Source organism: Leptotrichia sp. HSP-342 (genome assembly GCF_041199995.1).
Taxonomy (GTDB): Bacteria; Fusobacteriota; Fusobacteriia; order Fusobacteriales; family Leptotrichiaceae; genus Leptotrichia; species Leptotrichia mesophila.
In genome coordinates, this window is the sequence record NZ_CP165646.1 from 1,110,442 (window position 1) to 1,133,868 (window position 23,427).

Sequence of the window (23,427 nt, forward strand, 5' to 3'; positions counted from 1 at the left end):
ATAACTATTGAGCAAGGTTTCTTATATCTTGTTTTTTTATTGTAAAAAAACTAGGAGGTGTTTTTTATAAGAGGAAATAACCGATCTGATGAGCCAAGAATGAATGAGCGAATTAGGGCAAGAGAAATTAGAGTTGTTGGTGATGATGGAGAACAGTTTGGAGTAATGTCGGCTAGAGATGCGTTGGCGCTTGCAGCAGAAAAGGAATTGGACTTAGTTGAAATTTCACCAAATGCAACACCGCCTGTATGCAAAATTATGGACTATGGAAAATTCAAGTATGAGAAAACGAAGAAAGACAAGGAAAATAAGAAAAAACAAAAAAATGTCGTTATTAAAGAGATTAGAATTAAACCTCATATTGACGAGCATGATAAAGAAACAAAAATTTCTCAAATTGAAAAATTTATAGCTAAGGAGCATAAGGTAAAAGTCAGCCTAAGACTTACAGGTAGAGAAAGATTACATGCAGAATCTGCTATTAAAGTATTAGACGAGTTTGCAAGCCATTTTGAAGAAACTGCAACAGTTGAGAAAAAATACGGAAAAGAACAGGTTCAAAAATTTATTTTATTATCGCCTAAAAAATAAAGGCAAAATTTAAAAAAGTGAAAAGTGATTTAGGAGGAAAGAAAATGCCAAAAATGAAAACACATAAAGGAACAAAAAAGAGAGTTAAAGTTACAGGAAGTGGAAAAATTTCTATAAGACACTCAGGAAAGAGCCATATCTTGACTAAAAAGACTCATAAAAGAAAAAAACGTCTAGGACAAGACGCAATCGCTCCAAAAGGTGCTGAAAGAAAAATCAAAAAAGCATTGGCTGGACAAGAAGGAAGATAGTTTAAGTAATTACCTTAAAATTATTTTTAAAAAAGCAATTTAACAAATTTATTACTTTTATTTAAAAGTGAAGTTAAAAAAAGCAGTTTAAAACAAAAGTTAACAGCTTTTTATTAAAAAATTAAAATTAAAAATTAACAAAAGTTAGTTCTGAAAATATAAAGAACAAAAAACGGCTAAAATATCAAGGAGGAAAGAAGATGCCAAGAGTAAAAACAGGAATAGTTAGAAGAAAAAGACATAAAAAAGTTTTAAAAGAAGCAAAAGGTTATAGAGGAGCCATAAAAACAAATTATAAAAAGGCTAATGAAGCAGTTAAAAAAGCTATGGCTTACGCAACTGAACATAGAAAATTGAAAAAAAGAAAAATGCGTGAATTATGGATTATCAGAATTAACGCTGCTGCAAGATTAAATGGAATTTCTTATTCAAGATTAATGAACGGACTTAAAAAAGCTGGAATTGAGCTTGACAGAAAAGTTTTAGCAGACTTAGCATTAAATAACCCTGCTGAATTTGCAAAATTAGTAGAAAAAGTTAAATAGAAATAAATAACAAATCAATACTCAAATGGTAATTTTTAATAAAATAAGCTATTTGAGTATTTTTAAAATTAGAAGATTATATATCGTATTTTTTACAATAAAAGTTAAAATAATTCAAATAATTGATATTTATGATACAAAGAAACACAGTTTCTTTTATTTTAATGAAATTTTTCTTGAAAAATATTTCAAAGAATAATTATATAAAAAATCTTTTAATTATAAATGTTTTAATAAAAATTATAATATTAAAATTTAAGATATCTAATAATTGTAATTAAAAATTAATTAGATTTGATTAGAAAAGGCTATACTTATAAACCTTGTAAAATAGATAAATTGTGGATTATGAGATAGCCCTTTTTATATAGGGAAATTAAATAAATAATGTTTTTTTGGGCTATCTCATAAAATGGTCTTTTATTCAAAAAAACAAATTTCCCTATATAGCCAAATGATTGTTAATTATTAATTAACTTTCCTTTGACATTATTATTATAGCATGAAAGTTAAAAAAGTCAATATCATAAATTAAATATTTTTAAAAAAATTTTGAATTTTTTGGAAAATATATATTTTTAATTCTTGAGATAGTATTTAAATAAATTTAAATTATGCTTGAAAATATTGAAAATTGGGGTAAAATAGAGTTTAAGGAAAGTTATTTAACATTTGTGTATTTTTTTAGACAAATACGTGGTAGAAAAATTAATGATGGAGGATAATTATGACAAAAGATGTTGAATTTGGAATAAAAGAGCAGCTTATTACTAAAGAAGAAATTCAGAAAAGATTAAAAGAATTAGGAGAACAAATTACAGAAGATTTTAAAAACGAAAATGAACCGCTTATAGTTGTTGGGCTTTTAAAAGGATCGATTGTGTTTATGGCTGATTTGATTAGAGAAATAAGATTGCCACTTGAAATTGATTTTATTGAGGCTTCTAGTTATGGAGAAGGAATTCAAAGTTCTAGGGAAGTTAAGATTTTGAAGGATTTGAGAAGTACAATTAGCGGAAAAAATGTGTTAGTTGTGGAAGATATTATTGATTCAGGATTTACGTTAAAAAAAGTATTACAGCTTTTAGGAAGTAGAAACCCTAAGAAAGTCTCACTATGTACGCTTTTGGACAAGCCTGAAAGAAGAGAAGTGGAAGTTGATGTGCAATATGTTGGTTTTGAAATTCCAAATGAATTTGTTGTAGGATATGGACTTGACTTTAATGAAAATTATAGAAATCTTGAATATGTAGGGATTGCTGAACCATCGGTATTTGAATAGATTTAAAATTAATTTTTTTATTAGGATTTAATTTTGAAATTTATGATAAACAATTATAAAAGTAATAGTATAAAAAATCCAATAAATATAATATTTTTATCTAAAATATTAAAATTTTATTTTAAAAATGCTTAAGAAAAATAGTAAAAATTAGAATTGTAAGACCATTTTAACTATTAGAGAATTTAGACTTTTACGAATAAGTATATTTATTAAATGAGGAGAAATATTGAAAAGAAATAAAGAAAAACATCATAAAAAGAACAAAAACTTTGAGAATGAAAATCATAAAGCTAAAAAGAAATATGGACAGAATTTTTTAAATGACAGCAATTTATCAGATGAAATTTTAGACATAGCAAATATAAATGAGGAAACAGAAGTTCTGGAAATAGGGCCAGGGTTGGGATTTTTGACAGAAAAATTGATTGAAAATTCTAAATTTTTGACTGCTTTTGAGATAGATAATGACTTGATACCGTTTTTGAATAAAAAATTTGAAAATAAGCAAAATTTTAAATTAATCCATCAGGATTTTATGGAAGCAGATTTGAAAAAATTTTTTGAAGATAAGAAAAATGTTAAAGTTGTGGCAAATATTCCGTATTATATAACTTCGCCGATTATTAACAAACTTTTGGAATACCGTGAGAATATTGATGAAATTTATTTGATGGTGCAAAAGGAAGTGGCAGAGCGGATTGCTTCCCAGCCTCATAGTAAAAATATGAGTCTGCTTACACATGCAGTTCAATTTTATGCTGAAGCAGAATATCTGTTTACTGTGTCTAAAGAAAAATTTGATCCTATTCCAAAAGTTGATTCAGCATTTTTAGGAATAAAAATTTTGAAAGATAAAAGATATGAAAGCCAGATTTCAGAAGAAAAATATTTTAAATATTTAAAAGAAGCATTTTCCAATAAACGAAAGAGTATTGCTAACAATTTAACGAAATTAGGATTTTCAAAGGATGTAGTTGGATCAGCACTAGAGAAAGTTGGAAAGACAAGGCTTGCACGGACTGAAGAGTTTTCTGTTCAGGAGTTTATTGATTTTATTGAGATTTTAGAAAAATAAATTATACTCAAACCTATTTAAAATTAAACTACTAAAAATTATATAGATTTAAGGTTTTAGTAAAATAGTCATAATTTTTGAGTTCTGTTTTGAACTAGTTTTACTATAAATAGGCTTGGAATTATAGTACTCCAAGCCATTCTCTTTTTTCTAGAATTTCTATTTCGATATTTTTTTGCTTTAATGTTTCGATTGCGTTATCCATATCATCTAAAAGATAAGAATTTGTAAGAATTTTTATTAAACCATTCTGATTGTCAAGAGTTCTTACATTTCCTAATCCATCGTATGCTTCTATGATTTTGTTGATAAAATCAATATGTTCTTTTTTCGTTTGAATAATGTATTCCCAGCTTTTTATTTGCATTTCTGTATTTTCCATTTCTTGCTTTTACCTTTCTTTTTAGAATTTATCTAAATATGAGTATTTTCCATCAGAATCTTTCCAGCCTAATATTTTTTCCAAATTTACATTTTGTGTTGATTGAATTATACGTTTTTTAATGTCTGGATTAGTTTTTACAAGCTGTGCAATTAAATCTTTTGTTTCACGGCGTTTACTGGAAGTCTTTTCGGCAGCTACGGTACAGCCGCAGTTCATTGGCAAGATACCGTTATTTCGTACCCATTTTATAATTGCTTTTTCTTCAACATAGAATAATGGACGGATTAATTCTATCTCAAAATTATCGGACTTTAGTTTTGGTAGCATTGTTTCAAATTTTCCCATATAAAACATACTCATCAGAGTAGTTTCGATAACATCGTCAAAATGATGTCCAAGTGCTAGTTTATTACATCCAAGTGAAGTTGCTTTTGTGTAAAGACTTCCACGACGCATTTTGGCACACATATAGCAAGGATAGTCTTTTGCAATTTTTTCTGCGACCTCAAAAATATTATCATTATAAATTTCACACGGAATATTTAAATGTTCTAGATTTTTTTTTAAATTATTCAGGTTGGCAGGATTAAATCCAGGATTCATTGAAATAAATATCAGCTCAAAGTTAGTTCTACTGGCTCTTTTCAGTTCCTGAAACAGTTTTGAAAGCAAAAGGCTGTCTTTACCTCCAGAAATAGCAACTGCAATCCTGTCGCCATCTTTTACCATTTCAAATTCCTTTAAAGCCCTGACAAAAGGGGTCCAAAGTGCTGAACGGTATTTCTTCTGAATACTTTTTTCAATAGTTTCCAGAGGCTGAAGTGGAACAGAGGGTAAAATTGTTTCACAGACTGCACTTCCAAGAGAAGTAGAGGCAATTTTGTCAGCGTCTATTTCATTATTTATTGTATTTTTATTATCGAAACTGCTTTCGACATTTTCTAAATTCATTATTTACAACTCCTTTTAAAATTTGTGTCTTTATAGACTGTATCAAGTTTTTAGAAGATTGTCAAGTAGTTTAATTTTAAACTAGGATTGCTATATTTTTTGATAAAAAATTTGAAAACAAAATTTGATAAGAATATTGAAATTATGATATAATAACTTTAAGAAAATAAAATTTTAAATAAAAAAAGTGGAGGAAAGAAATAAAATGAGCAAATATTTTGAAACTGTGGATTTTTGGGTTGAAAATTTATTGGATTCGACTGAAAGCTATACTATTGAAAGTAACGAAAAAGGTAAGTTTGTAGATATTACGATTAACGTTACAAAAGATGACATGGGAAAAGTTATTGGAAAAAATGGAAGAATTATCACAGCACTTAGAGTTCTAATGTCTTCAGTTGCAAAAAAAGATAGAAAAAGTGTAAAAATCGAAGTTAAGGAAATGTAAGTTTAAAAATTTGTTAAAATGATGTCAGTATTTATATGGTAGCAAATAGTTAGAAATAATTATATAAAATATAAAAAAAGTCAAAAAATACTGTATTAACAGAACTTTATAAATAACTAAAATTTTTATATTAATCAAGGAGCGGATTTATGAAAACTTCTGATTTGAAAAAGAAGAGCTTTAAACTTCGAGTTTATTATTACGATACTGATAAAATGGGAGTTGTATACCATTCAAATTATCTGAAATGGATGGAAATGGCACGAACTGAGTATTTTAGGGATGTTTTTCCATATAAGAATATGGAAGATATGGGATTTATTTTACCAGTAAAGACCCTAAATATTGAATATATTAATTCTGCAAAATACGATGAAGAAATTGAAGTTTCTGTGAAAATTGAAGAAATAAACAATATTAAAATCAGATTTTCTTATGAAATGTACAATTCAGACGGAGTTTTAAAGGCAAAGGCTGAAACAGTAAATGTTTTTGTGGATGAAAATGGGAAATTGAAAAGAATTTCAAATGAGTTACTGGAAGAACTTATTAAATAAAATTTAAGATTATTAAATAACTTATTATTAAGAAGAAAAGAGGCTTTACAAATGAAAATAGCGATTGGAAATGATCATGCAGGAGTAGAATTTAAGAATAAAATTATGAAAGAACTTAGAAGCAAGGGGTATGAAGTTGTGAATGTGGGAACTGATACGTTGGATTCAGTTGATTATCCTGATATTGCTAAGGAAGTTAGTAAAAAAGTTTTGGATGAGGAAGTTAACTTTGGAATTTTGATTTGTGGGACTGGAATTGGAATTTCTATTGCTGCAAATAAAATAAAAGGAATTCGTGCGGCTCTTTGTCACAATGAATATACAGCAAAACTTTCAAGGCTTCATAATAATGCAAATATAATAGCGTTAGGAGCTAGAGTTTTAGGAGAAGATTTAGGACTGGCATGTGTTGAAGCGTTTGTAAATACAGAGTTTGAAGGTGGCAGACATGCTAAAAGAGTTGGGAAAATAGAATTATAATTTAGAAAATATATTAAAAGATTCTAATTAAATTTTATCGTTAAATATTTGTTAGACTTTTTCGGAAATTACTAAGGTTTAACAAAAAAATATTATTATAAAATAAGGGGTCTTGACCCCTTTTCAAAATTTAAAAAAATAAAATAAGGAAGTGATTTTTATGTCAACAATTTTTAAAAAGATAATAGATAAGGAAATACCAGCAAATATTGTATATGAAGATGAAGAGTTCTTGGCTTTTCATGATATAAATCCAGCGGCAAAAGTTCATGTGCTTGTAATTCCAAAAAAGGAAATTAAAAATTTGGATGCAGCGACTGAGGAAGATGCTTTGCTGCTTGGTAAATTGCAGTTGACTGTGGCAAAAGTGGCTAGAATTCTGGAATTGGATAAAGATGGGTATAGAGTTATAACTAACATTGGGGATAATGGTGGACAGGAAGTTTATCATATTCATTACCATATTTTAGGTGGAGAAAAATTACCAGTTACATTGAAATAGAAACAGTAAAATTTTCTAAAATTATGGAGGAAGTGAATGAAAAGCAGACTTTCTAAAATTGTAATTTTTGTCTTTCTTGTGGCAAATCTGGGAATGGCTGAATATATAAAAAAAGATAATGCTGTTTACTATAAGGATGAAATATGGCAGGCAGATGAGAAAAAGGTAAATGATGCGGATTTTAAAACATTTCTAGAATTGAATAAGATTTATGGGAAAGATAATAAAAATGTTTTTTATGGAGACGAAAAACTAGAAAATGCAGATTTTAAAACATTTCAGGCAGTTGGAGAAAATATTGGAAGAGATAAAGATAACTTTTATTGGTATAATCAGAAAGTAAAAATAAATCCAAAAGATTTTAAACTTTATGAAAATAAGGATAAAATAGTATATTTTAGAAATAATGGGAAAATATATGATTTAAAAGGATTAGATGAACTTAATGGAATTGAAGATGTAGATACTTTTGAAGTATTGGATGATGAATATTCAAGAGATAAATATAATATTTATTATGGTGGAGTAACTTTGTCTGATGTGGATATGGATACTTTTCAGATAATAATGCAAGATACTTATGCGAAAGATAAAAACAAGGTGTATTATGGTTCAAGACCAATAAGGGAAGTGAATCCAAAAACAGTAAAAATTTTAAGTGAAATTTACTTGAAAGATGATAAAAGTGTATTTACAAAATATGGGAAAATTAAAAATGCTGATTTGAACAGTTTTGAAGTTTTAGGAGAAATGCATATTTACGCAAAAGATAATAAAAATGTTTATTTATTTGGTGAAATAATTAAAAAAGCAGATCCTAGAACTTTTGAAATAATTTCAGAAAAAGATTTTGCAACGTATTCAAAAGATAAAGATAAAGTTTATATTTCTGGAATGGAAATAAAAGGAGCAGATTCAAAAACATTTGAAAAATTAGAAAAATCAACTTTTTATTCAAAAGATAAAAATAACTTGTACTATCAAGAAGTAAAAATTGATGAAATTAGAGATAATTTAGAAAATATGAGTGCTGGAGTGCTTGATATTATAAAAAATGGAAATAGAATTTATGCTAATGGAAATAGTCTTGATATAGAAAATCCAGAAAATTTTAAAATAATAAAAAATGATTATTACAGTGATCCAAATATAATTTATGGAAAAAACAACAAAAATATATACGTAATTATAGGAAATGGACAAAAAATTCGTAGTAAAGTAATAAAAGATGCGGACATAGACTCTTTTGAAATAATGGAAATTGGTGCATATTCACGAGATAAAAATAATATTTATTTTACGTATTCTGATGTTGTGAAAATGAAAGATGTAGACAAAGGCAGTTTTACTATTGGAGAACATGGCTTTTCGTATGATAAGAACAGTGTTTATTTTTATGGAAAAAAGATAGATGGGATAAGTCCAAAAGGATTTAAAATTGTTGATTTAGCTGTTAATTCTGGGGAGCCTGTAACATTTGCACTATTGACAGACAGTAAAAATTTATATAAATTTATTTATGAATTTGATCCTGAAACGTATAAATTGAAAAATACAAAATTGGTTACTGTAACGAATGTAAAAGTAGATGCTCCGAGTTTTGAGATTGTTAAAGAAGACACGGGAAGTTATTATAGGGATAATGACAGCGTTTTTTATTATGATATGAATAAAAATGAACTAAGAAAAGTCGAAGGTAGTAGTAGCAAAAGCTTTATTGAAATGGATAATTTTTTTGCAAAGGATAATAAAAATGTCTATTATCTTGGGAAACAAATTAGAAATATCAGTTCAGAAGGATTAAAATTTGTTGGTCCAGATATTTTTAAAAATAAAAATAGTGTATATTTTTGGAAAGATGAAACTGGGACAGGAGATTATGAAATAATACCTTTAAATTTTGACAGTGCTTCATTTGATATAGCGAATAAGGATACGAGTAATTATTTTAAAGATAAAAATGGAATTTATTATCTTGATTACGGTAAATTGTTAAATTCGGAATCGAAGGACATTCAAAATGCCTTTATTAAACTTGAAGGAGTTGATATGCCAACATTTAAAGCGTTTGGATATGGGTATTCCAAAGATAAGAATAGAGTTTATTGTGGATATAAGGAATTTAAAGGGGTGGATGTGCCAAGTTTTACTGTCATGCGGGAAGATGAGGGAGTTGTAGTTAAGGATAAAAATAGGACTTATGAAAATGAATGTGAGTGACAAGTAAAAATTATTTTGAGTTATATTTTGGTAAGATTGCTTTAAAATAGAATTTAGAAATCATAATTGTCCTGCTAAAATTCTTTTTAATTATCTGATTTAATTTTGAAAGGTTTTAAATGTTTTTTGATAAATTGTTTAAAAAAGGAGTTGGAGAATTTTTATGAAAAGCAAACTTTCTAAAATTGTAATTCTTGTCTTTCTTGTGGCAAATCTAGGAATGGCTGAATATATAAAAAAAGATAATGCTGTTTATTATAAGGATGAAATATGGCAGGCTGATGAAAAAAAGGTAAATGATGCGGATTTTAAAACATTTGTGAAATTAAATGATATTTATGGAAAAGATGGGAAAAGAGTTTTTTATCTTGATGAGAAGTTAGATGGTGCTGATGTTCGGTCTTTTCAGGTAATTGGAGAAGTCAGTGGAAAAGATAAAAAATATATTTATAATTATGATGAAAAAATGGAGATAAATCCGAAAGATTTCAAACTTTATAGAAATAAAGACAAACTTCTGTATTTTAGAAATAATGGTAAACTGTATATTGGAGGAAGTTTTCTTGAAGTTGAATATATTCAGGATTTGGACAGTTTTGAGGCAATTGATCAAGGTTATTCAAAGGACAAGTATAATATTTATTATGCTGGAACGCCAATATATGATGTTGATAAAAGTACATTTCAGATAATAATGCCTGATTATTACGCAAAAGACAAGAATAATGTGTACAGTGGCTATGATAAAATAAAAGATGCGAATCCTGATACGATAAAAATATTAAATGAGGTTTACTTGAAGGATGATAAAAATGTATTTCTGAATTTTGGTCAAAAAATAGAAAATGTCGATGTGGCTGCTTTTCAAGCGATAGAAGGAAATGTAGCTTATGGAAAAGATAAAAATAATGTCTACTATCTTGGTGAAAAAATAAAAGGAGCTGATGCAAAATCTTTTGAAGTTATTTTAGAGCCTAGCGATCTTATTCAGATGTATTCAAAAGATAAAAATAGTATCTTTATAGGAGGACTAAAAATAAAAGAGGCTGATTTGAAAACTTTTGAAAGACTTTCTGGAACAACTTATTATTCAAAGGATAAAAATAACTTGTACTATCAAGAAGTGAAAATTGATAAAATTGACAATAAAAATCTTAAAATTTTGTATTCTGATGGAATTGACTTGGTAAAAAATGGAAATAAAATTTTTTCAGAAGGGAAAAAATTGAATATAAAAAATCCAAAAACTTTTGAAATAATTTCGAATGAATATAATAGTGTTCCAAGTTTGATTTATGGAAAAGATGATAAAAATGTATATGCAATTACAAGATTTGATGAAGTTTATTCAAGTAAAATAATAAAAAATGCAGATGTAAATTCTTTTGAAATAATGAAAAATAATATGTATACAAAAGATAAAAATAATATTTATTTTACACGAAATGATGTTGTAAAGTTAGAAGGTGCTGATAAAGATAGTTTCGTTATTCAAGAAAATGATAATGACTTTTCTTATGATAAAAATAATGTATATTTTATGGGAAAAAAGATAAACGGAATAAATTCTAATGAATTTAGAATTATAGATTTGAATAACAAAAATGAATCTTTCTATTTCCTGACTGACAATAAAAATTTATATAAATTGATTACTATTTTTGATGAAGATAGTGGTAAAATTGTAAAAACTAAGTTAGTTACCATAGAAAATCCAAAAGTGGATACTAAAAGTTTTGAGGTGATAAATAAAAACTTTGATACTTATTATAGAGATAAAAATTCTGTTTATTATTATGATGCGGATTTTGGCAAAGAATTGAAAAAAATGGAAGCAGCTGATAGTAACAGTTTTATAAGTTTGGAAGCAGACTTTGGAAAAGATGACAGGAATGTTTATTATAACGGAAATAAATTGGAAGGCGTAAATTCTGATGGACTTGAAATTTTAGATGAAAATGCTATAATTTTTAAAAATAAGGATGGAGTTTATCTTTTAAAAAATGACGAAAAAGTAAAGTATGAGCTTGTATCTTTAAATTTCGATAGTAATTCTTTTAAACCTGTCCATAGACGAAGTAATTATTTCAAAGATAAGAACGGAATTTATTATCTTGATTTTTTTGATTTGGAATATTTAGATGTAAAGAAAGAAAAAGATATTCAAAGCAAATTTTTCTTTAAGATAGAAGATGCTGATGTTCCAACATTTAGAGAACTGCTATTTGATTTTGCAAAAGATAAGAACAAGATTTACTGTAAATATAAAGAAATTAAAGGTGCTGATGTTCAAAGTTTTTCTGTTGTGTCAGGAGACGAGGGAATTGTAATTAAAGATAAGAATAGAACTTATGAAAATGATTGTGAATAATTAAAGAAGTAAATTTAGAAAGTGAAAAAATAAAAAATGAGAGATGTAATAGCAAGTCCAGATAACAAATTTTATAAATTGTTAAAAAAACTGGATAAAAAGAAGTATCGTGATGAAAACAGTATTTTTAAGGCTGAAGGTGAAAAATTTCTGAGCGAGAATATCAATTTTAATAAAATTATTGTGAAGGAATCGAAATTTGAATATTTTGATGAAAGATATGAGATTTCTAAGCATGATAATTTGACGATTTTGAAAGATAATCTGTTTGATGAGGTTTCAACGCAGGAAAATAGTCAAGGAATAATTTTTTTATATTCTAAAAATTTGAATACAATTGAGGATATAAAGGGAGATGTGGTAATTCTGGATGATATCCAGGATCCGGGAAATGCTGGAACTATCATTAGAACAATGATTGCCGCAAACTTTCAGAATTTAATTCTGACAAAGGGTTCAGTAGATGTTTATAATCCAAAGACAGTACGTGCCACAATGAGTGGAATTTTCAAGTTGAATATAATTTATGAAACACCTGAAAAAATTGTGGAATTTTTGAATAATAAAAATTATTTGAAAATAGCGACGGCTTTACACGAAGATTCCATTTCTTATGAAAAAATCGAATTGTGGGAAAATAATGCGTTTATTTTTGGACACGAAGGTGGCGGAGTATCTGATTATCTAATAGAAAATTCTGATATAAAGGCAATTATTCCGATTTATGGGAATATAGAATCATTGAATGTGAGTGTGGCGACAGGGATTTTTCTTTATAAGATGAGGGAGAAATTACAAGGATTATAAAAATTGTGGAGATAATAATACGAGTGAAATTTTGTGATTATGCAAAATAATATAAATATTAATAAAGTTCGAAAAACTACATAAGGGGTGGGAAATAATGGAGAATAATATACAAATATTTGAAGGTAAAAAAATTAGGTCTGTTTGGGATAATGAAAAGGAAGAGTGGTATTTTTCTGTTGTAGATGTTGTAGGAGCATTAACGGATAGTGTAAATGCTAGAGATTATTGGTATAAAATGAAAAAAAGAATGACAGATGAGGAAAAAAGTGAATTGTCGACAATTTGTCGACAGTTGAAGTTAAAAGCACCTGATGGAAAAATGAGATTAACAGATGTTGCTGATATACAAGGAATTTTCCGAATTATTCAGTCAATTCCGTCTCCTAAGGCAGAGCCATTTAAAATGTGGCTGGCACAAGTGGGAAAAGACAGAATAGATGAAATTACAGATCCAGAACTAACTATTGACAGGGCATTGGAAACATATTTGAAAAAAGGATATTCAAAAGAATGGATAAATCAGAGATTACAGGCGATTCAAGTTAGAAAGGAATTGACAGATGCTTGGCAAGAGCATGGAGTAAAAAAGGGAATAGAATATGCAATTCTTACAGATGAAATTTCAAAGGCATGGTCTGGGATGGCAACTAGAGAATATAAAGATTTAAAAGGATTAAAAAAAGAGAATTTAAGGGATAATATGTCAACTTTAGAACTTGTACTTAATATGCTTGCAGAAGCTACAACAACAGAATTAACTAATATTCATAATCCAAATGGCTTGGAAGAAAATAAAAAAGTTGCAAAACGAGGTGGAACAATAGCAGGAAATACTAGAAAAGAGATTGAAGCAGATACTGGAAAATCGGTTATTACAGCTAAAAATGCAGTAGATTTTTCTAAATTGATTGAGGATGTGGTAAAAGATATTCCTAATATAGTTAAAAATTGTAAAGATGAAGAAAAAAGCAAGGAGTGAATTAAATATGGCTTCAAGTAAAGAATATTTAAATTTTGTATTGGAACAGTTGTCGGAAGTGGAAAATATTAGATATAGAGCAATGATGGGAGAATATATTCTTTATTATAGGGAAAAAGTTATTGGTGGGATTTATGATGACAGGTTTCTTGTAAAGGCTGTAAAATTGGCAAAAGAGCTTATGCCGAATGCTTTGCATGAAATTCCTTATGAGGGGGCAAAGGAAATGTTGCTTGTTGATGATGTTGAAAATAAAGAGTTTTTGAAGAATTTATTTGAAGCAATGTATGATGAACTTCCTGTTTTTAAGAAAAAAAAGAAATAATAGAAAGGTAAAATAGAAATGTCGAAAAAAGAAATGTTTAAAATTGGATCACATGTGGGAATGAGTGGGAAAGATATGCTTTTGGGGTCGGTTAAGGAAGCGGTTTCTTATGGATCGAATACTTTTATGATTTATACTGGAGCACCACAGAATACACGGAGAAAGCCAATTGATGAGCTGAATATTGAGGCTGGGCTTAAACTTATGAAGGAGAATAATATTGATATTGATGATATTGTTGTGCATGCTCCTTATATAATTAATCTTGGGAATGCTGTAAAGCCTGAAACTTTTGAGATTGCAGTGCAGTTTTTGAGAACGGAGATTGAAAGGACAGATGCTATTGGAGCGAAGAGAATTGTTCTTCATCCAGGTGCTCACGTTGGGGAAGGTGAAGAAGTTGGGATTAATAAGATTATTGAAGGACTGAATGAAGTTTTGACGAAAGATCAGAAAACGACTGTGGCACTTGAAACGATGGCTGGAAAAGGTACAGAATGCGGGAGAAGTTTTGAAGAAATTGCAAAAATTATTGATGGTGTGAAATTGAAGGATAAACTGACAGTATGTTTTGATACTTGCCACGTTCACGACGCTGGATATGATATTGTAAATGATTTTGAAGGAGTTATCGAACAGTTTGATAAAATTGTTGGAATTGACAGAATTTCAGTAATTCACTTGAATGATAGTAAGAATGTGTGTGGTGCACATAAAGATAGGCATGAAAATATAGGATTTGGAAAAATTGGATTTGAAGTGTTAAATAAAATAGCACATTTTGAAAAATTTTCTCATTTGCCAAAAATTCTAGAAACGCCTTATGTGGCTTTGAGCGATGATAAAAAGGCTAAGAAAGTTCCGCCGTATAAATTTGAAATTGAGATGCTTAGAGCTGGGAAGTTTGATGAAAATGTGTTAGAAAAGATAAAAAATCAATAAGTTTTTGGAAAGAAGTGATAAAAATGCTAAAAGATAAAGAATTAACAAAAAAAGAAATGTTTGAAATATTTAACAGAAGATATGCGTGCAAAAAATATGATAAGACAAAAGTTGTTTCAGACGAAGATTTTATGACAATTATTGAGGCAGGTAGAATTTCTCCTAGTTCATTTGGACTTGAGCCTTGGAAATTTATTCTTGTGAAGAATGAGGAAATGCTAAATGATATGAGAGAGTTTGCTTGGGGGGCAATTAACAGCTTGAATGGAGCGAGCCATATTGTTATGGTGCTGGCTAGAAAAGGTGTTACTGGTGATAGCGAGCATTTTGATAGAATTGGGAAGGAAATAAAAAATATTTCTGATGAAAATTTGAAGATTAGAAAAGAATTCTTTACAAAATTTCAAAAAGAGCATTTTAAGTTACTGGAAAGTGAAAGAGCATTATTTGACTGGGCTTCAAAACAGACTTACATTGCAATGGTAAATATGATGAATATGGCTGCGGCTCTTGGGATTGACAGCTGTGCAATTGAAGGGTTTAATAAAGAAATGGCTGAAAAATACTTTTCTGAAAAAGGTGTCTTTGATTTGAAGGAATATGGAATTTCATATTTTGTAAGTTTTGGGTATAGAGATGAAGATATTACCCCAAAAACTAGAAGAGAACTGTCGGAAGTTTATAAGGTTGTTGAGTAGTTTTCGAATACTTGAATTTTGAATATACTCAAATTAATTTATTGGCAGAAAGAGGATTTTTATGAAAAAAATTTTTGTAATGATGTTGCTGGCAACGGCATTTTCGTGTGGTAATAAAAATAAAAATAACATAGACAAGAATAAAAAAATTGAAAAAAATACAACTACTACTGAGCAAGTGAAACAAAATCAACAAGAGGAGAAAACTGATTTTGATAAACTTAGTAAGAAAGAACAGGAAGAATATTTAAAAAAACTGGAAAAGATAGAAGCAAAATATGAAAAGGAATTAATGGAATTAAAAATACCAGAATTCAATAAGTCCCAAACTAATGATTCTAAGCAACTGAATGAAGAAGAGGTAAAGGAAATAAAGGATGTATTACGTAAAAAATTTAAGAGAATAGGGTTGACAGCGGCAACAAAAGATGGCAGATTTTACATAATAGAAGTTATCAAAGATGGAAAAAACAAAGAAGAGACTGCAAAGGAAGTTGCTCTTGAGAGACCTGATATTATTGACACTATTGGTGAATGGTGTAAAAATAAAGGAATGGAATTTAAAGTTGTTTTTGTTGAATTCTATGACAAAGTTCAAAATAAAAAGATTAGTCAGTCTGCATACCATTCTCACCTTTTGGAAATTCAGTATGAAGATAAAGAATATAAAGATGCACTGAGAGAAGGCTTTTCTAAATATAAGAGGGCTACAAAATTTTAAAATAGAAAATATTTTTATAAAAAAGGTGTATATTTAAAGAAATATGGAGTTTCTGTAGTAGTAAGTTTTGGGTATAGGAATGAAGAGTGCCAAAAAAATTAAGAAAATCACTTTAAGAACTTTTGGAAATAATTGAGTAAAGGGTTTTTACTTCTTATTGCAAGATAAAAAAGTAAAAAGTCGATAAATAAAATAAAGATAAAAACACAGTTCTGGTTGGTAGTCCAGACGCAGTAATGTAAGTAACCTGCCTCCTTAGGTTGTCCATTCTTTATTATAAATTTTTTTAAGGAGGCTGAAATTATGAGAAAGATTTCAGGAAAATTGACAGTTTTTTTTGAAAATCCTTTTTGGGTAGGAATTTTTGAAAATTTTGAAAATGGTAATTTATCAGTTTGTAAAGTAACTTTTGGTTCAGAACCTAAAGAATATGAGATTTATGATTTTATATTAAAAAAGTTTTATAATCTTCGATTTAGTAATGAAATGAAGTCAAATTTTAATGAGAAAGCCCAAAATCCAAAACGTAGACAAAGAGAAATAAAAAAAGAACTTCAAAGTAAAAAATTTTTGAAAAAATCGGAAAAAATTTTAAAATTACAATATGAAGTGAATAAAAAGGAACGGAAAGTTAAAACAAAGCAAGAAAAAGAACTTGAAAAACAGAAAAAATTTTTATTGAAACAGGAGAAAAAGAAAAAGAAACATAGAGGGAAATAAAAGGTTCTTATTTGTCATTTAAAAAATATTTAGAATAATGAAAAATATTAGGAGAAAAAATGGATTTAAAAAGAGAAAATTTAAAAGATTTCATATTGACATTAAATCAAAAAGATATTAATGAATTAATGGAAAAATCTGAAAAAGAAGAAGATAAAATATTTTATAATAAGCTATTTAATTTAATTTTGGAAACAAAACAAGATGAATTAATAAAAAAAGGTGTATTTTAATGAAAAAAGTTTTATATATTTTCGCAGGAGTAAATGGAGCAGGAAAATCAACTCTATACAATTCTGGAAATTTAGATGATAACATAAAATACAGTACAAGAATTAATACAGATGAAATTGTTAGAAAAATCGGAGATTGGAAGAATAATTCTGATCAAATAAAAGCAGCGAAAATAGCAATAAATTTAAGAAATGACTGCATGCAGCATGGAAAATCGTTTAATGAAGAAACAACTCTAACTGGAAAAACGATTTTAAAAACTATCGATAAAGCAAAAGAATTAGGTTACGAATTACAATTATTCTATGTTGGTGTAAATAATCCTGAAATAGCAAAGGAAAGAATAAAAAATAGAGTAGAAAAAGGCGGCCATAATATAGCTGATGAAATAGTCGAAAAAAGATATTATGAATCTTTAAAAAATTTAAAACAGGTAATTACAAAATTTGATGAAGTTTACCTATATGATAATTCTATAAAATATAAACATATTTTTTCATTTATAAATAATAAAATTTTATATAAAGAAAAAAATGTAAATTGGTCTAAAAACTCTATAGAAGTAATTGAAAATAAAAAATAAAAAAATTGAAGTAAAAAAGATAAATAAATTAAATTTATTACTATATCATAAAATCAAATTGTTGCACAATACTTTATTTTATTATATAATATACAAAGAATAATAAAATAGATAGGAGAAAAGAGAAAAAAATGTCAAACAGTGATAATAAAAAAGTAAGAGTTAGAATAGCACCGTCTCCAACTGGAGATCCACACGTAGGAACTGCCTACATTGGACTATTTAATTATGCGTTTGCAAAACATAATGGTGGAGATTTTATTTTAAGAATAGAAGATACAGATAGAACAAGATTCTCGGGAGATTCAGAACAGCAAATTTTTGATGCGATGAAATGGCTTGGGTTAAATTATGATGAGGGTCCAGACGTTGGGGGAGAAGCAGGGCCTTATAGACAATCGGAAAGATTTTCGATTTATAAGGATTATGCTGAACAACTGTTGGAAAAAGGGGAAGCGTATTATTGTTTTTGTACTGCTGAAAGATTGCAGAAATTAAGAGAAAGACAGGCGGCTATGAAACAAGCACCAGGATATGACGGGCATTGCAGAAACTTGTCAAAAGAAGAAGTGGAAGCAAAATTAGCGGCTGGAGAGCCTTATGTTATTAGATTGAAAATGCCTTACGAAGGTGAAACTGTTGTAAATGATGGATTAAGAGGAGAAATTAGATTTGAAAACAGTAAAATTGACGATCAAGTTTTACTAAAATCTGACGGATTCCCAACTTATCATTTGGCAAATATTGTTGATGATCATTTGATGGGGATAACTCACGTTATAAGAGCGGAAGAGTGGATTTCTTCTACGCCTAAACATATTCAATTATACAAAGCATTTGGATGGGATGAGCCGAAATGGTATCACATGCCACTTTTAAGAAATGCTGACAAAACTAAAATTTCAAAAAGAAAAAATCCAGTTTCATTGAACTATTACAAAGAAGAAGGTTACTTAAAAGAAGGATTACTAAATTTCCTTGCACTTATGGGATGGAGCTTTGGAGAAAATAAGGAAATTTTTACTATTGATGAAATGATACAAAATTTCTCATTTGATAAAATTTCTCTTGGAGGGCCTGTATTTGACCTAGTTAAATTAGGATGGGTAAACAATCATCATATGAGATTAAAGGATTTGGATGAATTGACAAAATTGGCTATTCCGTATTTTGTGCAAGCTGGTTATTATGAAAATGAAAACTTGTCAGATGAAGAATTTTCAAAATTAAAAAGAATTGTGGAAATTACAAGGGAAGGTTCACAAACATTAAAGGAATTGCCAGTAAATGCTTCAATTTACTTTGAAGATAAATTTGAATTGCCAGTAATTGAAGAAGGAATGAATAAAAAGGAAAGAAAATCAATCGAAAAACTGACTTCTTCACTTGAAACAGAAACAGGTAAAAAATCTATCCAAATATTTATTGAAAAAATCAATAAATTAAATGAAGAAATTTCAGAAGACGAAGCAAAGCAAATCCTGCACGAACTGCAAGACGAAATTGGAGAAGGTCCAGCAGCAGTATTAATGCCACTTAGGGCAGTTATTACAGGAAAAGCTAGAGGAGCGGATTTATACACAGTAATTGCAGTTATTGGAAAAGAAAGAACATTGGCTAGGATAAATAATATTTTAAATAAATAAAATAATAAAAAAGTGATACTTTAGAGAACAATGCTTCTAAATATCACTTTTTATTTTAGAAAAATTCAAGTATGCTTATTAAGAAAGATTAAATTTCCAAAAATTCCTTTTCAAATTCATCTTCTGTAAGTACCCGAACGCCTAATTTTTCAGCTTTTTCCAGTTTACTTCCAGCCTTTTCTCCAGCGATTAGAAAATCCAGATTTTTTGAGACTGCTGACAGATAGTTTCCACCTTTGGACAGGATAATATCTTTTATGTCGTTTCGGTTGTACTTTTGCAGTTTTCCAGTTGCAAGGAAGTTTTTGTCTTTTATTGGATTATCAGGTATTTCTTCTGAATTAGTTTCATCAATGGCAAATTGTAATCCGATATTTTGTAGATCCGTGATAATTTTCCAATTATTTTCATCATTTAAAAAAGTATTTACAGCAACTGCCACTTTATCGCCAATACCTTTTACAGCCAGTAAATTTTCGATTGACTGATTTTTCAGATTTTCAATATTTTTAAAAGTTTTTGTTAAAAGGTTCGCATTGAATTTTCCAACAAAAGGAATTCCAAGTGCGTAGAGAACTTTTGAAAAATCACGATTTTTACTGGACTCAATGCTATTTATTAAGTTATCTACACTTTTTTGTCCCATTTTTTCCAGATTTTCCAATTCTTTACGGTATTTTTCCAACGAATAAATATCGACTATTGTTTTTATTTTTCCTAATTCAATAAATTTTTCGACAATTTTGTCACCAAGTCCAGAAATATTCATTGCATCACGAGAAACGAAATAGGCAATTTGGCGTTTAACTTTTTCGGGGCAAAGTGGATTGTGGCATTTTAAGGCGACAAGTCCTTCTTCGTGTGCAAGCTCGCTATTGCAGACGGGACAATTTGTTGGCTCCTGAATTTCAATTTCTTGTCCAGTCCTATCGTCAAACACAACATTTACAACTTGCGGAATAATTTCGGCCGCCTTTTCTACAATGACATTATCGCCAATTTTTATATCTTTTCTGCGAATTTCATCAAAGTTATGTAAACTTGCTCTTTTCACAACAGAACCCGATAAATTTACAGCTTCAAGTTCAGCAACAGGAGTGATTACACCAGTTCTTCCAACTTGAAAAGTTACGTCCATTAATTTAGTTTTTACTTGTTCAGCAGGAAACTTGTAGGCAATTGCCCATCGTGGGCTTTTAGTTGTGTAGCCAAGCGTTTCGTAAAGTGCAAAATTATTTACCTTTATAACAAGCCCATCTGTTTCATAATCAAGTTTTTTCCTGTCGTTATGCCATTTTTCGATAGATTTTTCCAATTCTTTAAAATCAGTATATTTCTCAAATATTTTTGTTGTTTTAAACCCAAGTTTTTCAATATATTCAATACTTTCTAAATGAGTATTTATCCCGTAATTTTCAGCATTTACAAGATAATAGAGATAACAGTCAAGCCCACGTTCTGCAACAATTGTCTTATCAAGCTGTCTTATTGTCCCTGAAGCTGCATTTCTAGGATTTGCGAAAACATCTTCTCCATCATCTTCCCGTTCTTGATTTATTCGGTTAAAGCTCGAAATTGGCAAAATAATTTCTCCACGAACTTCCAGTGAAACATTTTTTTTCAATTTTTTAGGAATAGTTTTAATTTCCATAATATTTTCAGTCACATCTTCCCCAACTTGCCCATCTCCCCGTGTTACAGCCTGAACAAGCACTCCATTTTCATAAATCAAGCTTATACTAAGCCCATCCAGTTTCAGTTCCAGAATATACTCTAGTTCCTGTGAATGATTCTTAACATTTTCAGATAAAATAATTTTTTTGATTCTTTTGTCAAAATCCTCAATTTCAGAAATATTATAAGTATTCGACAGACTAAGCATAGGCACCCGATGTCGTACCTTTGAAAATTTTTCGCTTGCAGTACCCCCAATCTTTTCAGTAGGGGAACTTTCTCCATTTTCCTCATTTTTCAGCAATTCTGGATATTCCTGCTCAAGCTGTTGTAATTTACGCATTAAAGCGTCGTATTCCATATCCGAAATAAGAGGCTTATCCTCGTTATAATAAAGATTGTTATGATATTCGATTTCATTTCTCAATTTTGTATATTTTTCCTGAACATCAGAAAAACTCATATTTTTTTCATTATCTATATTTTCATTTTCGTTATTTTTTTCTTGATTAAATAAATTCACGGTTGCTCCTTTTATAAAATTTGTTTTGTAAATTATATCATTTTTTTTATGATATGAAAAGTTTTTGGAGCAATTAAATCAGAGCTTGAATCCCAAATATTGACAAATTGTGAATGGTACAATATAATAGTTTTATTAAGAATAATATAGAATTTTTTTAATTTTTTCAGAAGGAGTGAAAAAAATAATAATTTTAATTTGTATTTTGGGATTATAAATTTATAAATTGAAAAAATATAAAAATATTGAAAAAAGATTGTAAAACTTTATTAAAGTGAACTGGAGAAAAAGAATATATTTTGGTATTGAAAAATTTGGAGTTGTGTTTTTTGAGAAAGATGCGGAAAATAATAAATATGAAAGATAAAAATAATAGATTTGTTTGACACCTATAATTCAAAATTATAAATTGTACAAATTAACGAAAATCTCTTACAAAATTCTCTTCTCTTGTTCTTGTAACGTGTGATATCCTGAATTTATTGATATACCTGTTCACATTTTTTGTCCTCTTTAGTTAACTTGTACTTTTTTATCGATTTTTAGGGATCGAGCTATTACTGTGTATCTTATCCATGCCTACGTTATCCCTTAAATCCTCTCATATTTCCATACCTGAACCTTTATCGTGTGCTTTTTCTTTTTTCGTGATTTTATGATAGTTGTTTTCTTTTTTATTTTTTTAATATTATTTATGATTTTTACCACCAGTATTATTGTATTCCAATCTTATTTTTTAGACAAGGTTGTCGAACAGATCTATTCATAGAAAAAAATTTTAAATTTTTATTATGAAACTGGAAAAACGAAAACATTATTTCATTTCAACATAAGTTCCAGCACATTGTACGGATGGATAAAACTTAAGAAGGAAACAGGAGATCTTTCATCAAGAACACGGAAAAGAAAATTTAAGGTGCTTGATCCTGAAAAACTTGATGAATATATGAAAAATCCAGAGAATGCAGATAAATACATCCGTGAAATAGCAAAAGATTTTGGCTGTGGAAAGGAGACAGTGAGAGTAGCACTAAAAAAATCAGGATACACAAGAAAAAAAACAGACAAAATACAGGGAGCAGGACGAGAAAAAAGTAAATAGATATTTAAAAAAATTATCAGAAGCAGGTTCAGGCAGAAAAATAATCTATATTGATGAAACAGGTTTTAACGAATATTACTACCGTGAATACGGCTGGAGTAAAAGGGGAATATCTATTGAAGGGAAGAAAAGAGGATTAAGATATTCAAGAATAAACCTGGTTGCCGGAAAAATAGGGAATGCACTGATAGGAAGTATGATATACAGGGAAACAATGGAAAGTGAATTTTTTGAAGAATGGTTCAGGGAAATACTTCTAAGAGATATTGAAAAATTAGGGAAGAGAGTTCTAATAGTGATGGATAATGCCAGATTTCATAGAAAGAATATATTAGAAAAGATAATAAAGGGGACGGGACATTGTCTATTATTTCTTCCGCCGTATTCTCTGGATTTAAATCCAATAGAAAAAGTATGAGCCAGCATCAATAAGAAAATTAGAAGACACAGCCCAAATTTTAATATACTTAAGGAATCAGTTACTTCTATTTTATTTGATAAGATAGTCTGATTTTAAATAGGTTTTGCCATAAAATAACTTGAAACCTTTACAAAATTGATATTTTTGATATTAGAATAAATTAAAATTTTTCTCCTATAAATTTCTTATTTTCATAAACAAAGATAGCCATTGCTGAACCTGTCATACTAAGATTCGTTTAATCAGTAGAAGAAATCCATTGATAAAGAGTTATACTTTTTACCAGCTGATCTGTAAACAAAATTATAGTATTACATAGCCTGTTAACTACAGCATTTAATGTATTGAATATCTGTTATCAAATTCCTTCTGTCTTATTTGTTTCCAG

26 protein-coding genes are annotated in these 23,427 nt (G+C 28.5%); 23 read left to right on the forward strand and 3 right to left on the reverse strand.

Translation table 11 applies throughout. The features are described from left to right. The first annotated feature begins 57 nt into the window (after positions 1-57). The 5 genes from infC (at position 58) to rsmA (ending at position 3,747) form a co-directional block, all read left to right on the forward strand. Positions 58-591, forward strand: a complete 534-nt coding sequence (infC, locus tag AB8B23_RS05655; RefSeq protein ID WP_021744546.1) for a translation initiation factor IF-3 — start codon at positions 58-60, stop codon at positions 589-591. A gap of 44 nt (positions 592-635) precedes the next feature. Beyond that, complete coding sequence (gene rpmI, locus AB8B23_RS05660) at positions 636-842, forward strand: 50S ribosomal protein L35 (protein ID WP_026746377.1); 207 nt, start codon at positions 636-638, stop codon at positions 840-842. A 200-nt stretch (positions 843-1,042) separates the two neighbouring features. Then, a complete protein-coding gene (rplT, locus tag AB8B23_RS05665; RefSeq protein WP_015769536.1) occupies positions 1,043-1,387 on the forward strand; it encodes a 50S ribosomal protein L20 in 345 nt (114 codons plus the stop codon). Between the two features lie 727 nt (positions 1,388-2,114). Next, positions 2,115-2,669 (forward strand): hypoxanthine phosphoribosyltransferase, encoded by a 555-nt coding sequence (gene hpt / locus AB8B23_RS05670; RefSeq protein ID WP_369713818.1) that lies wholly within the window; start codon positions 2,115-2,117, stop codon positions 2,667-2,669. Between the two features lie 229 nt (positions 2,670-2,898). Continuing rightward, positions 2,899-3,747 (forward strand): 16S rRNA (adenine(1518)-N(6)/adenine(1519)-N(6))-dimethyltransferase RsmA, encoded by an 849-nt coding sequence (rsmA, locus tag AB8B23_RS05675; RefSeq protein ID WP_369713819.1) that lies wholly within the window; start codon positions 2,899-2,901, stop codon positions 3,745-3,747. Positions 3,748-3,868: 121 nt separating this feature from the next. Here the strand turns inward: rsmA and AB8B23_RS05680 are convergent, their stop codons facing one another. Further along, positions 3,869-4,129 carry a DUF4911 domain-containing protein gene (locus AB8B23_RS05680; protein WP_021744542.1) on the reverse strand — a complete coding sequence of 87 codons (261 nt, stop codon included), beginning with the start codon at positions 4,127-4,129 and terminating at the stop codon, positions 3,869-3,871. Between the two features lie 21 nt (positions 4,130-4,150). After that, on the reverse strand, positions 4,151-5,083 hold the full coding sequence (locus AB8B23_RS05685) for a tRNA 2-thiocytidine biosynthesis TtcA family protein (protein ID WP_369713820.1): 933 nt from the start codon (positions 5,081-5,083) through the stop codon (positions 4,151-4,153). Positions 5,084-5,288: 205 nt separating this feature from the next. Here AB8B23_RS05685 and AB8B23_RS05690 point away from each other — a divergent pair, with 205 nt between their 5' ends. The 16 genes from AB8B23_RS05690 (at position 5,289) to gltX (ending at position 19,319) form a co-directional block, all read left to right on the forward strand. Further along, positions 5,289-5,531, forward strand: coding sequence for a KH domain-containing protein (locus AB8B23_RS05690; protein ID WP_026749234.1), 243 nt, complete (start codon positions 5,289-5,291; stop codon positions 5,529-5,531). A gap of 149 nt (positions 5,532-5,680) precedes the next feature. Further along, positions 5,681-6,088: an acyl-CoA thioesterase gene (locus AB8B23_RS05695; RefSeq protein WP_369713821.1), complete on the forward strand. Its 408-nt coding sequence runs from the start codon at positions 5,681-5,683 to the stop codon at positions 6,086-6,088. A gap of 51 nt (positions 6,089-6,139) precedes the next feature. Then, positions 6,140-6,568 (forward strand): ribose 5-phosphate isomerase B, encoded by a 429-nt coding sequence (rpiB, locus tag AB8B23_RS05700; protein WP_299575395.1) that lies wholly within the window; start codon positions 6,140-6,142, stop codon positions 6,566-6,568. Positions 6,569-6,728: 160 nt separating this feature from the next. Next, positions 6,729-7,070, forward strand: a complete 342-nt coding sequence (locus AB8B23_RS05705; protein WP_021744537.1) for a histidine triad nucleotide-binding protein — start codon at positions 6,729-6,731, stop codon at positions 7,068-7,070. Between the two features lie 36 nt (positions 7,071-7,106). Then, entirely contained in the window at positions 7,107-9,290 is a 2,184-nt protein-coding gene (locus AB8B23_RS05710) for a DKNYY domain-containing protein (RefSeq protein ID WP_369713822.1), read from the forward strand. 163 nt (positions 9,291-9,453) lie between these two features. Then, entirely contained in the window at positions 9,454-11,661 is a 2,208-nt protein-coding gene (locus AB8B23_RS05715; protein ID WP_369713823.1) for a DKNYY domain-containing protein, read from the forward strand. A 36-nt stretch (positions 11,662-11,697) separates the two neighbouring features. Continuing rightward, the gene (locus AB8B23_RS05720) at positions 11,698-12,468 is read left to right on the forward strand and encodes a TrmH family RNA methyltransferase (RefSeq protein ID WP_369713824.1); all 771 of its coding nucleotides are present in this window, start codon (positions 11,698-11,700) and stop codon (positions 12,466-12,468) included. A 97-nt stretch (positions 12,469-12,565) separates the two neighbouring features. Next, the gene (locus tag AB8B23_RS05725; RefSeq protein ID WP_369713825.1) at positions 12,566-13,450 is read left to right on the forward strand and encodes a BRO family protein; all 885 of its coding nucleotides are present in this window, start codon (positions 12,566-12,568) and stop codon (positions 13,448-13,450) included. Positions 13,451-13,457: 7 nt separating this feature from the next. Next, the gene (locus AB8B23_RS05730) at positions 13,458-13,775 is read left to right on the forward strand and encodes a TfoX/Sxy family protein (protein WP_036069739.1); all 318 of its coding nucleotides are present in this window, start codon (positions 13,458-13,460) and stop codon (positions 13,773-13,775) included. Between the two features lie 18 nt (positions 13,776-13,793). Next, a complete protein-coding gene (locus tag AB8B23_RS05735) occupies positions 13,794-14,717 on the forward strand; it encodes a deoxyribonuclease IV (RefSeq protein WP_369713826.1) in 924 nt (307 codons plus the stop codon). A gap of 23 nt (positions 14,718-14,740) precedes the next feature. Next, on the forward strand, positions 14,741-15,415 hold the full coding sequence (locus AB8B23_RS05740; protein ID WP_369713827.1) for an NAD(P)H-dependent oxidoreductase: 675 nt from the start codon (positions 14,741-14,743) through the stop codon (positions 15,413-15,415). Positions 15,416-15,476: 61 nt separating this feature from the next. Beyond that, positions 15,477-16,136, forward strand: coding sequence for a hypothetical protein (locus tag AB8B23_RS05745; RefSeq protein WP_369713828.1), 660 nt, complete (start codon positions 15,477-15,479; stop codon positions 16,134-16,136). A 303-nt stretch (positions 16,137-16,439) separates the two neighbouring features. Then, positions 16,440-16,856 (forward strand): YjdF family protein, encoded by a 417-nt coding sequence (locus AB8B23_RS05750; protein WP_369713829.1) that lies wholly within the window; start codon positions 16,440-16,442, stop codon positions 16,854-16,856. A gap of 59 nt (positions 16,857-16,915) precedes the next feature. Beyond that, positions 16,916-17,089 carry a hypothetical protein gene (locus tag AB8B23_RS05755; RefSeq protein ID WP_021744525.1) on the forward strand — a complete coding sequence of 58 codons (174 nt, stop codon included), beginning with the start codon at positions 16,916-16,918 and terminating at the stop codon, positions 17,087-17,089. Further along, entirely contained in the window at positions 17,089-17,673 is a 585-nt protein-coding gene (locus AB8B23_RS05760) for a zeta toxin family protein (RefSeq protein ID WP_369713830.1), read from the forward strand. Before AB8B23_RS05755 ends, AB8B23_RS05760 begins: the two co-directional genes overlap by 1 nt. A gap of 131 nt (positions 17,674-17,804) precedes the next feature. Continuing rightward, positions 17,805-19,319: a glutamate--tRNA ligase gene (gene gltX / locus AB8B23_RS05765; protein WP_369713831.1), complete on the forward strand. Its 1,515-nt coding sequence runs from the start codon at positions 17,805-17,807 to the stop codon at positions 19,317-19,319. Positions 19,320-19,407: 88 nt separating this feature from the next. On the opposite strand, the gene ligA is transcribed toward gltX, so the two are convergent. Further along, complete coding sequence (gene ligA, locus AB8B23_RS05770) at positions 19,408-21,516, reverse strand: NAD-dependent DNA ligase LigA (protein ID WP_369713832.1); 2,109 nt, start codon at positions 21,514-21,516, stop codon at positions 19,408-19,410. Positions 21,517-22,360: 844 nt separating this feature from the next. Here ligA and AB8B23_RS05775 point away from each other — a divergent pair. Both AB8B23_RS05775 and AB8B23_RS05780 read left to right on the forward strand, forming a co-directional pair. Further along, complete coding sequence (locus AB8B23_RS05775) at positions 22,361-22,618, forward strand: IS630 transposase-related protein (RefSeq protein ID WP_369713833.1); 258 nt, start codon at positions 22,361-22,363, stop codon at positions 22,616-22,618. 49 nt (positions 22,619-22,667) lie between these two features. Continuing rightward, entirely contained in the window at positions 22,668-23,036 is a 369-nt protein-coding gene (locus AB8B23_RS05780) for a transposase (RefSeq protein WP_369713906.1), read from the forward strand. The last annotated feature ends 391 nt before the right edge of the window (positions 23,037-23,427 follow it).